The sequence below is a fragment of the Pseudobacillus wudalianchiensis genome, assembly GCF_001685015.1.
In the GTDB taxonomy this organism is placed as follows: Bacteria; Bacillota; Bacilli; order Bacillales; family Domibacillaceae; genus Pseudobacillus; species Pseudobacillus wudalianchiensis.
Genome location: NZ_MAYT01000001.1, coordinates 422,164 through 434,366 on the forward strand (window position 1 = coordinate 422,164; position 12,203 = coordinate 434,366).

General features: G+C 40.9%; 12 protein-coding genes. All 12 read left to right on the forward strand.

Features of this window, described 5'->3' with window-relative positions; translation table 11 throughout:
- Positions 1-19: 19 nt before the first annotated feature.
- The 12 genes from A8F95_RS02100 to cccA all read left to right on the forward strand — a co-directional run bounded on the left by A8F95_RS02100 (position 20) and on the right by cccA (position 12,140).
- Positions 20-418, forward strand: coding sequence for a cytidine deaminase (locus A8F95_RS02100; RefSeq protein WP_065409012.1), 399 nt, complete (start codon positions 20-22; stop codon positions 416-418).
- Complete coding sequence (gene era, locus A8F95_RS02105; RefSeq protein WP_065409013.1) at positions 411-1,331, forward strand: GTPase Era; 921 nt, start codon at positions 411-413, stop codon at positions 1,329-1,331. Before A8F95_RS02100 ends, era begins: the two co-directional genes overlap by 8 nt.
- Before the next feature lie 109 nt (positions 1,332-1,440).
- A complete protein-coding gene (locus A8F95_RS02110; protein ID WP_065409433.1) occupies positions 1,441-1,596 on the forward strand; it encodes a YqzL family protein in 156 nt (51 codons plus the stop codon).
- A gap of 24 nt (positions 1,597-1,620) precedes the next feature.
- Positions 1,621-2,394 carry a DNA repair protein RecO gene (recO, locus tag A8F95_RS02115; RefSeq protein ID WP_049663236.1) on the forward strand — a complete coding sequence of 258 codons (774 nt, stop codon included), beginning with the start codon at positions 1,621-1,623 and terminating at the stop codon, positions 2,392-2,394.
- Between the two features lie 383 nt (positions 2,395-2,777).
- Positions 2,778-3,668 (forward strand): glycine--tRNA ligase subunit alpha, encoded by an 891-nt coding sequence (gene glyQ, locus A8F95_RS02120; RefSeq protein WP_049663233.1) that lies wholly within the window; start codon positions 2,778-2,780, stop codon positions 3,666-3,668.
- A complete protein-coding gene (glyS, locus tag A8F95_RS02125) occupies positions 3,661-5,733 on the forward strand; it encodes a glycine--tRNA ligase subunit beta (protein ID WP_065409014.1) in 2,073 nt (690 codons plus the stop codon). The genes glyQ and glyS overlap by 8 nt, the downstream gene beginning before the upstream one ends.
- A gap of 222 nt (positions 5,734-5,955) precedes the next feature.
- Entirely contained in the window at positions 5,956-6,591 is a 636-nt protein-coding gene (gene ccpN, locus A8F95_RS02130; protein WP_065409015.1) for a transcriptional regulator CcpN, read from the forward strand.
- A 30-nt stretch (positions 6,592-6,621) separates the two neighbouring features.
- Positions 6,622-7,428, forward strand: coding sequence for a pyruvate, water dikinase regulatory protein (locus A8F95_RS02135; RefSeq protein ID WP_065409434.1), 807 nt, complete (start codon positions 6,622-6,624; stop codon positions 7,426-7,428).
- A gap of 534 nt (positions 7,429-7,962) precedes the next feature.
- A complete protein-coding gene (dnaG, locus tag A8F95_RS02140) occupies positions 7,963-9,774 on the forward strand; it encodes a DNA primase (RefSeq protein ID WP_095407421.1) in 1,812 nt (603 codons plus the stop codon).
- A gap of 44 nt (positions 9,775-9,818) precedes the next feature.
- The gene (gene rpoD / locus A8F95_RS02145; RefSeq protein WP_065409016.1) at positions 9,819-10,940 is read left to right on the forward strand and encodes an RNA polymerase sigma factor RpoD; all 1,122 of its coding nucleotides are present in this window, start codon (positions 9,819-9,821) and stop codon (positions 10,938-10,940) included.
- A gap of 131 nt (positions 10,941-11,071) precedes the next feature.
- Positions 11,072-11,605: a hypothetical protein gene (locus A8F95_RS02150; protein ID WP_065409017.1), complete on the forward strand. Its 534-nt coding sequence runs from the start codon at positions 11,072-11,074 to the stop codon at positions 11,603-11,605.
- A gap of 166 nt (positions 11,606-11,771) precedes the next feature.
- Positions 11,772-12,140, forward strand: coding sequence for a cytochrome c550 (gene cccA, locus A8F95_RS02155; RefSeq protein ID WP_049663221.1), 369 nt, complete (start codon positions 11,772-11,774; stop codon positions 12,138-12,140).
- Positions 12,141-12,203: the final 63 nt, after the last annotated feature.

Consider the following 12,203-nt stretch of genomic DNA (forward strand, 5'->3'; position numbering starts at 1 on the left):
AAGTGAAGGAGCATAAAAAGTGAAAAAAGAACAATTAATTAAGGAAGCAACTATTGCAAGAGAGCGTGCTTATGTTCCTTATTCGAAATTTAAAGTAGGAGCGGCACTTCTGACGAAGGACGGGAAGGTCTTCCACGGGTGTAATATAGAGAATGCTGCTTATAGCATGTGTAATTGTGCAGAAAGAACCGCTTTGTTTAAAGCGTGGTCTGAGGGAGAAAAGGAGTTTGCGGCGTTGGCGGTTATTGCTGATACGGACCGCCCGGTACCTCCGTGTGGCGCATGCCGCCAGGTTATCTCTGAACTTTGCACACCAGATATGAAAGTGATTTTAACAAACCTGCAAGGTGACGTTGAAGAAACTACTGTTAAAGAATTGCTGCCAGGAGCATTTTCACCGGAGGATTTACATGAATAGACAAGACACAAATTCAACCTATAAATCAGGCTTTATTTCCATTATTGGCCGTCCCAACGTAGGAAAGTCTACTTTCCTAAATAGAGTAATCGGCCAGAAAATCGCCATCATGAGCGATAAGCCGCAAACAACGAGAAATAAAGTACAGGGAGTTTATACAAAAGAAGATGCTCAAATGATTTTCATTGACACACCGGGCATTCACAAGCCAAAGCATAAGCTTGGAGACTTTATGATGAAAGTCGCTGTCAATACGTTAAAGGAAGTTGATCTTGTGCTTTTTATGGTCAATGCGGAGGAAGGCTACGGACGCGGTGATGAATTCATTATTGAGAAATTAAAAGGCATTCCTACACCCGTTTTTCTTGTCGTGAATAAAATTGACCAGATTCATCCCGATCAGCTATTAAAATTAATCGATCAGTACAAAAGCTTGTACCCGTTTGCGGAAATTATTCCGATTTCCGCTTTAGAGGGAAATAATGTAGAGCGTCTGTTGGCACAAATTGAAGAAAAGCTTCCTGAAGGACCGCAATACTATCCAGCTGACCAAGTAACAGACCATCCCGAGCGCTTTATCATCTCTGAGCTTATTCGAGAAAAAGTCCTCCATTTAACGAGAGAGGAAGTCCCGCATTCGATTGCGGTGGTGATCGATAAGATAGAGCGGCGAGGCGATAAAGAGATCATTAATGTCATGGCTACCATTGTCGTAGAGCGTGATTCACAAAAAGGAATCGTCATCGGGAAGCGAGGCGCTTTGCTGAAAGAAATTGGCCAGCGGGCACGTCAAGATATTGAACATTTACTTGGTTCGCAAGTATTTTTAGAACTATGGGTAAAAGTCCAAAAAGACTGGCGCAATAAAGCATCAAACCTTCGCGATTTCGGATTCCGCGAAGATGAATATTAATCAATGGATAATTAGAAATTTTTGCTCCTCATAATCAAAAAGGAATCGGTGAAGCTAATAAGGAAGCCAAGGGTAAATGCCAGTTTCAATTAAGAAAGGCGGGAAAAACATGTTAGATTTTACATGGAAAGTCTTTTCAGAAACGGGAAGTGTCGAGATGTATCTTTTATACAAGGAGATTGAAAAAGGCGGCAAATATTCCTTATTTGAACAAGAGCAGCAATTGGCTAGTCCCGATTTTCCGGTTGCCGAAATGACTAATTGAGGAGGATGAAAGGACGGCCTTCTCATGCTTCAAAAGATTGAAGGAATCGTAATTCGAACATCCGATTATGGTGAAACCAATAAAGTAGTCACTATTTTTACACGGGAGAAAGGCAAGCTGGCCTTTATGGCGCGGGGAGCAAAAAAGCCAAACAGCCGCCTTTCTTCTATTACACAGCCGTTTACGCATGGCAGTTTTTTAGTCCAGTCGGGCAGCGGGCTTGGCACGCTGCAGCAGGGTGAAATGCTGACGTCGATGCGGCATCTCCGTGAAGATTTAATAATGTCGGCACATGCTGCTTATATGGCTGAATTGCTCGACAAAAGCACAGAGGAAAAAAAGCCTAATCCCTACTTGTATGAGCTGTTCGAGCAGTCTCTTCATTATTTGAACGAAGGCTATGACGCTGAAATTTTAACGGCTATTTTTGAAATGAAGATGCTGCAAGTGATCGGCCTGCATCCCGAGTTGTCCAGTTGTGTAAATTGCGGCAGCCGGGAAGGTCGATTTGCTTTTTCTATTCGGGAAAATGGCTTCTTATGTCACCGCTGCTTTGAAATCGATCCCTATTTACTGCCATTATCACAAGCTGCTATTAAGCTTTTGCGGCTGTTTTATTTTTTCGATTTAAATCGGCTTGGCAATATTAATGTAAAAGAAGAAACGAAAAAAGAATTGCGAAAAGCTATTTCGCTTTATTATGATGAATATTCCGGGATTTATTTAAAATCACGAAAATTTCTCGATCAAATGGAACGAATGCAGTCGCTGCTCAATAAAGAACAAGAAGAGGATTGACAAATTTCCTGTTTTCGATTAAGTTTTTTATATTCAATCAAATAAATAGTTGGCTGCAGTGAAGGAATGGAGTACATGATTTCCTCTTTTACTAGCGAACCCGGGATGGTGAAAGCCGGGAAAAGAGCATCATGGAAAGGCGGTCTGGAGCAGCGTTTTGGAAAAGAGGCCGTATCATACGGCAAATAGGGTGGAACCGCGGGTAACTCTCGTCCCTATGTACATTGTGTACATAGGGACGAGAGTTTTTTATTGTGTAAAGCTGTAAAATTCTGCAGCCTATTCTATTCACGAAGCTAATGAAAGTGCTCACGGTGAATCAATATCCTGCTTTTCCTATAAAACAGGTGACTATCACCCATTACAGAAAGAGAGGCATAGCTATGAATATTCAAGAGATGATTTTAACCTTGCAAAAACACTGGTCTGATCATGGCTGCATTCTGATGCAGGCATATGATGTAGAAAAAGGGGCCGGTACAATGAGCCCTTATACTTTTTTACGGGCCCTCGGTCCTGAACCATGGAACGTTGCTTACGTAGAACCGAGCAGACGTCCAGCAGATGGCCGTTACGGGGAAAATCCGAACCGTTTGTATCAGCATCATCAATTTCAGGTCATCATGAAACCTTCACCTGATAACATTCAGGAGATGTATTTAGATTCTTTAAGAGCGTTAGGCATTGAGCCGCTCGATCATGATATCCGTTTTGTAGAAGATAACTGGGAAAATCCATCCCTCGGCTGTGCAGGGCTCGGCTGGGAAGTATGGCTTGACGGTATGGAAATCACACAATTTACTTATTTCCAGCAAGTCGGCGGTCTGGAGTGTAAGCCGGTTTCGGTGGAAATCACATACGGAATTGAACGGCTCGCCTCTTATATTCAAGAGAAAGAGAACGTCTTTGATTTAGAGTGGACAGAAGGCTTTACGGTAAGAGATATTTTTTATCAGCCTGAATTTGAACATTCTAAATACACATTTGAAACATCAGATGCCGATATGTTGTTTAATTTATTTGCGATTTATGAAAAAGAAGCGAAACGCCAAATGGACGAGGGGCTTGTTCACCCAGCGTATGACTATGTTTTAAAATGCTCTCACGTATTCAACGTCTTAGATGCTAAAGGAGCCATTTCCGTTACAGAGAGAACAGCTTACCTTGGCCGCATGCGTAATTTAGCAAGACAAATAGCGAAGACATTCTATGCAGAGCGTGAAAAACTAGGATTCCCAATGTTAAAAGAGAAAGGAGAGGCGGAACATGAGTAAGAGAGATATGCTGTTAGAAATTGGCCTGGAGGAAATGCCAGCTCGCTTCGTGACAGATTCGATGAACCAGCTCGGCAGCAAGGTAGAAGAATTTTTACAAGAGCAAAAAGTTTCTTATGAAGGCATTACGTTATATTCAACTCCGCGCCGTTTAGCCGTTTTAGTGCAGGGAGTGGCAGAAGCCCAAGAAGATATTGAAGAAGAAGCAAAAGGACCGGCAAAAAAGATTGCTCTTCAAGAAGATGGCTCTTGGTCAAAAGCAGCGATTGGCTTTACACGTGGGCAGGGAGTAACGGTAGAAGATATCTACTTTAAAGAAATTAATGGTGTTGAATATGTACACGTTAATAAATTTATTAAAGGCCAGCCGACAATTGATTTATTGCCAAAGCTTCGGGACATTGTCGTGAACTTACATTTTGGAAAAAACATGCGCTGGGCAAATAACGACCTTCGTTATATCCGTCCGATTAAATGGATCGTGGCGTTGTTTGGTTCAGACGTTATTCCATTCGAAATTACAAATGTCGTGACAGACCGGATAACGAAGGGACACCGCTTTTTGGGTGACACGATCACGATCACAGCTCCAGCAGAATACGAAGTACAGCTCAAAAAACAATTTGTTATCGTAGATCCTGCTGAGCGGAAAGCGATGATCCGTCGCCAATTGTCTGAATTGGAAGCAGAAAAGTCATGGGTAATTCCGGTTGATGAAGAACTGCTCGAAGAGGTCAATAACCTAGTAGAATATCCAACAGCTTTATCAGGTTCTTTTAATAAAGAATTCCTTGAATTGCCGGAAGAAGTGCTGATCACTTCTATGAAAGAGCATCAACGCTATTTCCCAGTAAAAGATAAAGAAGGCACGCTTCTTCCTTACTTTGTTACAGTCCGAAACGGTGACAGCCGTTCACTTGATGTTGTGGCCCGTGGGAACGAAAAAGTATTAAGAGCGCGACTTGCAGATGCTGACTTTTTCTACAAAGAAGATCAAAGTAAGGAAATCGACTTTTTCTTAAATAAGCTTCAAACGATTGTGTACCATGAAAAGATCGGAACGTTATCTGAAAAAGTAAGCCGTATTCGCCGCCTAGCTGCTAAGCTAAGTGAATTAACAGGTGCTTCAAAAGAGGTGCAGCAAAAAGTAGACCGGGCAGCAGAAATCTGTAAATTTGATCTCGTAACTCAGATGGTTTATGAGTTTCCAGAACTGCAAGGTATTATGGGAGAGAAATACGCCCAGCAGAAAGGAGAAGATTCAGAAGTCGCTCGAGCAGTGAATGAACATTACGAACCGCGGCACGCTGATGATGAGACGCCGGAGACATTCACTGGAGCCATTGTTAGTCTAGCCGATAAGTTAGATACGATCGTCTCTTGCTTTGCAGTAGACATTATTCCAACTGGTTCTCAGGACCCTTACGCTTTAAGAAGACAGGCAGCTGGTGTCGTTCTTATTTTAGCGGAAAAGAAATGGAGCATTTCACTTGAGACGGTTTTACAAACGGCAATCGGAGTAGTGAAAGAAGACAATGTTGGTGAGAAAGAAGCAGAAGCGCTCTTGGAGGAATTGGTTTCCTTCTTCAAGCTCCGTGTTAAACACAGCTTGCAGGAGAGAGAGATCCGTTACGATTTAATTGATGCTGTACTTGCAGGGCCTGTTGGTTCCTTGCCTTCCTTGTTTGCCAAGGCGGATGTATTGATGGCTCACAAGGAAGAAGAGGGCTTTAAAGAGACGACGGAAGCGCTTAGTCGTGTCGTAAATATTGCTAAGAAAGCTGAAGTGATAGGAGAGATTGATGAGCAGCGTTTCGAGAATGAAGAGGAAAAGGTCTTACATAGAGAGTTTCTTCGCGTTCAAAAAGGACTAAAAGAAGTAGAGACAGCTGAACAACAATTTACTCTTCTTGAAAGCTTAAAGCAGCCAATTGAACAATATTTTGATCATACGATGGTCATGGCAGAAGAGACAGCTGTAAGAGAAAATCGTTTAAATCAAATGAAAGCTCTCTCTGTTATCATCTTGTCGTTCGCTGATTTTAATAAAATTTTAGTAAAGTAAGGTCAGACAGATTAGCTATTTCCATAAATCATTCATCTATACTAGCGCAAAATACTGATATCTGGTGAAACTTTTCTTTTCATTCAGTTTAAATAGTATATAATATTTATTATATGGTATAACACTTTTGAAGATCGAGGCACGGGTGCCCGGACGCTCAGCTAGAGGGGTTAAAAAAGTTAACAAGCTAGCGCCAGCACTTGTGCTCTTATTGCGCACTAGGTGGTGAGGGAGATCGAACTTAATAATCGTCAGGAAAAAATCTTGCAAATTGTCAAGGAGAACGGGCCGATTACCGGTGAAAATATCGCGGAACGCCTTAATCTCACAAGAGCAACACTGCGTCCCGATTTAGCTATTTTAACGATGGCAGGTTTTTTAGATGCAAGACCGCGCGTGGGCTATTTTTATACAGGCAAATCAGGTACTCAGCTTCTTACAGAAAATTTAATGAAAATATATGTAAAAGACTACCAAGCGGTACCAGTCGTGGTACGTGAAAATGTATCTGTCTACGATGCGATCGTTACGATGTTTTTAGAAGATGTCGGTACATTGTTTGTCGTAGATGAAAATGGTCATCTAGTCGGTGTGCTTTCTCGTAAAGACTTGCTTCGGGCCAGTATTGGAAAGCAGGAATTAAACGCCATTCCAGTCAATATTATTATGACAAGAATGCCGAATATCGCTGTATGTGAACGAGATGATTTGCTCGTTGATGTTGCGAAAAATTTAATCGAAAGACAAATAGATGCTGTACCAGTTGTTAAAAAAACAGCTACAGGTTATGAAGTAATTGGCCGCATTACCAAAACAACTATTGCCAAAGCGTTTGTCTCATTGGCAGATGATGAGTGATGCAGTTAGGAAAGGAGGTTCTAGTTTTTGCTGAATGACCCAATCATCTACATCGTTTCGGATTCAGTAGGCGAGACAGCTGAACTTGTGACAAAAGCGGCTGTTAGTCAGTTTAATGGATCACACGCTGTGATTAAACGGTTTCCATATGTTGAAGATTTATCAACCATTGATGAAGTAATGGACTTAGCGAAAGTCGAGCGGGGAATTATCGTCTATACGCTTGTCAAGCCAGAGATCAGAAATTATATGAAGCAGCAGGCGCAAAAAGAAAATATTATTATTTTTGATTTAATTGGTCCATTAATGGATGAACTAGAGTCCCTATACGGACGCCAGCCTTTAATGGAACCTGGGCTTGTAAGAAAATTAGATGAACAGTATTTTAAAAAGGTAGAGGCCATTGAATTTGCTGTGAAATATGATGATGGCCGCGATCCTCGCGGGTTGTTGAAGGCGGATGTTGTTTTAATTGGGGTGTCACGCACATCTAAAACACCGCTTTCTCAATATCTGGCTCATAAGCGGTTAAAAGTAGCCAATGTTCCACTCGTACCAGAGGTAGACCCCCCTGAAGAGTTGTTCAGTCTTCCTACGGACAAGTGTTTTGGCTTAAAGATCAGTCCAGATAAACTTAATCAAATTCGCAGGGAAAGATTAATTTCACTTGGTTTGAACGATAGTGCCAGCTATGCAGATCTTGAGCGGATTAAAGCGGAAATTTCTTATTCCGAAAAGATTATGAACCGCATTGGCTGCGAAGTCATCGATGTGACAAACAAAGCGGTAGAAGAAACAGCTAATATCATTTTGAGCAGGCTTGGAAAACGAAAATAGGAGTGACCCTACAATGGGCCCCTTCCGTTTACAAGTTTATATTCAGCCGATAAATTTTTGATTATGTATATGGTAATTGAGAAAAGGGAGCTTTTCGCTTTTGGAAAGGCTTCTTTTTCTTTGAGCTATAAAAATCAATGGTTTTTTGGAATGAAATGTACTATAATAAAAAATTGTGATAAAAATGTATTTAAAAAGGTTTAACAGATCAGGTAAAGGAATAAACTAATTGTATGCCACTTGGAAAGAGATTTGTCAAACAGTAGATTATTGTTCGTTTTTTTAGTTTATTTCTCAATTGAGAAGGATTCTAATCCACCTTGTAGAATTATAATGCATAGGAAAGAGAAATATAAGAAGATTTGTCGATTCTCTTTTCCGCTGCAGCTCTAGCAGCAAGAAGAAATAACAGGGTGCTTCAAAGAGAGTAGAGGAAGTGCCGAAAGTGAAAGCAGCTAATAGAAAAGCAAATAATAGAAAAAGCTGCAGGAAATTTAGTTTTTTTATCGAACAATAGTATAGCTGGTGATGTATGTGACAGGAAAAATTCCTGAGGAAACTATTCAACAAATCAAGCAGTCACTGGACATTACTGAAGTAATCGGCGATTACGTTCAGTTGAAAAAACAAGGAAGAAACTTTTTCGGTTTATGCCCGTTTCACGGAGAAAATTCACCGTCTTTCTCCGTATCACCCGAAAAGCAAATATATCATTGTTTCGGGTGTGGAGCTGGAGGAAATGTTTTTTCTTTTTTAATGGAAATAGAAAACATCTCCTTTCAGGAAGCGGTAGGGAAGCTGGCTACACGTACAGGAATAGCTCTTGATCCGGCTATTACTGGCGATGGTCCTAGTCACTCCATTTCCAAAGAGCATAAGCAGATAATGGAAGCTCATGAATTGTTGGCAAAATTTTACCATCATTTGCTGATGAATACAACAGAGGGTCAGGAAGCATTAGATTATCTAGAAAAAAGAGGATTTTCTAAAGAGGATTTGGACGCTTTCCAAATCGGATGGTCGCTTCCGAATTGGGATTTCACCGTTAAATTTCTTCAAAAGCGCGGCTTCACTCTTGAATGGATGGAAAAAGCAGGCTTGATTATTCATAAAGAGGAAGATGGAACGTACTTTGATCGTTTTCGCGGTCGAATCATGTTTCCCCTTCACGATGAAAAAGGAAAAGTAGTCGCTTTTTCTGGCCGTTCTCTCCATGATGAAAAGCCAAAATATTTAAATAGCCCGGAGACACCTATCTTTAATAAAAGCCGTCTCTTGTATAATTTTCACCGAGCGCGGCCATCTATCCGCAAGCAGCACCATGCTGTTCTTTTTGAAGGATTTGCGGATGTGATTGCAGCAGCAAGTGCTGGGGTAGAAACCGGAATTGCTACGATGGGAACCTCACTGACGGATGCTCACATTCAGCAGATTAGACGGGTAGCTGATCAGGTTATTATTTGTTTCGATGGCGATTCAGCCGGCATACAGGCTGCTTTCCGTGCTTCCAATTTGTTAAGTGACAGCGGCTGCGAGATAAAGGTTGCTCTCATTCCAGATAAAATGGATCCGGATGATTATATAAGGAAATACGGGGCTGAAAAATTTCGAAATAACGTGATTGGTACAGCCATGACGCTTATTGCTTTCAAAATGGAGTATTATAAGCAAGGGAAAAATTTGCAGGATGAAGGACAAAAGCTGCACTATATCGAAGAGGTAGTAGCTGAAATCTCTAAATTAAAAAAAGCAGTCGAACGGGATTATTATTTAAGGCAAATAGCAGAGCAGTTCTCACTTTCATTGGATGCATTGAAACAGCAAGAGAAACAGCTCTTCTTTAAAGAACGAAAGAAGCATCCTCCAAGTGAGCGAACGTTTCAGCAAGCACCAACGATACAAGCGCAGATAAAGCTATATCCTGCTTTTCAAACGGCAGAACGGCGTCTTCTCGCTCATATGCTGAAAGATGCAGACATTGCTTATAAAGTGAAAGATTTGCTTAACGGTGAAACATTTAACCTTGATGAGCATCAGGCTATCTTTACGTATTTACTTGGCTTTTATGAAGGAGGCAATGTACCGGACTCAAGTGCATTTATCAGTTTTCTCCCGAACGCCAATTTACGCCGCCTCGTTTCAGATATAGAAATGATGATGGTCAGCGAAGTAATAAATGATGAAGCAGTTCATGATTATATAAAAGAAATATTGAAATACCATAAAATATTAGAAGTGAAAGAAAAAAAGCAACAGCAGGTGGCAGCAGAGAAAGCAAAGGACTACAAAACGGCTGCTCAGCTTGCCATGGAGATTGTCAGGCTTCAAAAGGAATTAAAAAAATAGTAAAACTCATTGAGGCAAGGATTTTGGAAGGAGGGGGACGACAGATGGCTGAAAAGTCTACACGTTCCAAAGAAACTGAAGTAACACTAGAAAGAGCGAAAGAACAAATTGTTGAAATAGGAAAAAAGAGAGGGAAACTCTCTTACGACTATGTGGCCGACAAACTATCACCGTTTGAGGTGGAATCTGATCAAGTTGATGAATTTTATGAATACCTTGGTGAACAAGGAATTGATATAACAAACGACGAGGATGAGGAAGAAGATCCAAATATTCATGAACTTGAAAAAGAGAGTGAAGAATTCGACCTAAACGATTTGAGTGTGCCGCCAGGCGTAAAAATTAACGATCCGGTACGGATGTATCTAAAAGAAATTGGCCGGGTTGATCTCTTGTCTGCTGAAGAGGAAATTGAGCTGGCGACCCGAATCGAAGAAGGTGACGAGGAGGCAAAACGCCGTCTCGCTGAAGCGAACCTTCGTCTCGTAGTTAGTATAGCAAAGCGTTATGTTGGTCGTGGTATGTTGTTCCTTGATCTTATCCAAGAGGGGAACATGGGCCTTATCAAAGCAGTTGAAAAATTCGACTATCGCAAAGGGTTCAAATTTAGTACGTATGCTACATGGTGGATCCGTCAGGCGATTACACGCGCGATCGCGGATCAGGCAAGAACAATTCGGATTCCGGTTCATATGGTTGAAACCATCAATAAGCTAATCCGTGTCCAAAGGCAACTTCTCCAGGATCTTGGCCGCGAACCATCTCCTGAAGAAATTGCAGAAGAAATGGATTTAACACCTGAAAAGGTACGGGAAATTCTAAAAATTGCTCAGGAGCCAGTTTCTCTTGAAACTCCGATCGGAGAAGAAGATGACTCTCATTTAGGTGATTTTATTGAAGACCAAGAGGCAACATCACCTTCTGAGCATGCTGCTTATGAATTGCTAAAAGAACAATTAGAAGACGTTCTCGATACGTTAACCGATCGGGAAGAAAACGTGTTACGTCTTCGCTTCGGTCTAGACGACGGGCGTACTCGGACACTTGAAGAAGTCGGCAAGGTATTTGGCGTCACTCGCGAACGGATTCGTCAAATCGAGGCAAAAGCTTTGCGCAAGCTTCGTCATCCGAGCCGCAGTAAACGATTAAAAGATTTCCTTGAATAAAACTGCCGGCACCCATGTTATTGCCTAGAATGTTTCAATGGTTTACTTCTGACAAGAAGTAAACTATTTTTTTTTGAAAAGCAGGTATTTCAAGGATTTTCGCGAATGTGTTAGACAGGATGTGACGATAGATGAAAGATAACAAAAAGACCATCATTATTAAAGAAATCCATTTTTGGAAAGAAAATCATATGCTGCCTGCTCAATACTGTGATTACTTATTGACGATGTATACCCAGGGAGAAGAGCTGCCGGAAAACGCTGTCAAAAAGCCAAAGGCAAAGCGCCTATCCGCTATTAGTTTACTCGCTTCCTTTTTCGTTGTATTTATTTCTTTATTTGTCCTATATTTTACTGAATTGTCTTTCCCTTTGCAAATGACGATTTTAGCAGCTTTTGTCGTTTTGTTGTTAAGCGCTGCTATTTATTTTTCTAAAAAAGGATTTTTTCTTCCATTTTTATATGCGGCTTCGGCTATTTTATTTTTAATTTTTACAGTAGAGTGTCATGAGAAAATATGGGGGGGAAACTCGATCACCCTTTATGCTCTGCTCTTTTTTCATTGTTTAATTTGGTGGATAGCCGGGAGAAAGCTTCAGCAGGTTTATTTTACAATCTCGGCATGGCTCGGAGTCATATTGTTAGTCATTTTTATTTTTATATAATACAAAAAAACTTATAAAAAAGAAAAACAAAGGTAAAATGTGTCTAAATTACGACAAAGGGGTAAAAACTTCTATGGAAGGGCTTTTCGTCTTCTCCATTTTCAAGTAGAATAGTAAGTGTTTGTACTTTCTATTTGTTATTTGTGTACATAAGGGAGGTTAAGAAATGAATCGTAATCCAATCATTCCGTTCTTATTGATTGCTGTGTTTGGCCTTGGTCTGATTTTCTTCCTTTCTTTAGAAGGACTTGATAACTCTAAAGAAATGGCGAAAGAGGAGAAGGGCGGAGAGCAAACAGGCGGTGAGACGGCAGGCGCTTTTGAACCAGAAGGCTTCTACAAGCAAACTTGTGCAGGCTGTCATGGCGGCAACTTTGAAGGTGGAGCTGGTCCTTCTTTGAAAGGCATTGGCGGCAAATTGTCGAAAGATGAAATTAAAGACATTATTACACACGGTAAAGGCGCTATGCCTCCAGGCCTTGTGCCAGCTGAAAATGCTGATGCTATGGCTGACTGGGTCAGCAAAATTAAATAATGCACGAAAAGTTCTTTGCCGTCCGGCAAAGAACTTTTTTAATTAGGCGTTTTCATTTAGAAT

Bases quoted from the DNA above. Each gene is read 5' to 3' on its own strand.
- glyS (WP_065409014.1), top strand. From the start codon at position 3,661: ATGAGTAAGAGAGATATGCTGTTAGAAATTGGCCTGGAGGAAATGCCA.
- rpoD (WP_065409016.1), top strand. From the start codon at position 9,819: ATGGCTGAAAAGTCTACACGTTCCAAAGAAACTGAAGTAACACTAGAA.
- cccA (WP_049663221.1), top strand. From the start codon at position 11,772: ATGAATCGTAATCCAATCATTCCGTTCTTATTGATTGCTGTGTTTGGC.
- A8F95_RS02110 (WP_065409433.1), top strand. From the start codon at position 1,441: ATGTTAGATTTTACATGGAAAGTCTTTTCAGAAACGGGAAGTGTCGAG.
- A8F95_RS02150 (WP_065409017.1), top strand. From the start codon at position 11,072: ATGAAAGATAACAAAAAGACCATCATTATTAAAGAAATCCATTTTTGG.
- recO (WP_049663236.1), top strand. From the start codon at position 1,621: ATGCTTCAAAAGATTGAAGGAATCGTAATTCGAACATCCGATTATGGT.
- glyQ (WP_049663233.1), top strand. From the start codon at position 2,778: ATGAATATTCAAGAGATGATTTTAACCTTGCAAAAACACTGGTCTGAT.
- era (WP_065409013.1), top strand. From the start codon at position 411: ATGAATAGACAAGACACAAATTCAACCTATAAATCAGGCTTTATTTCC.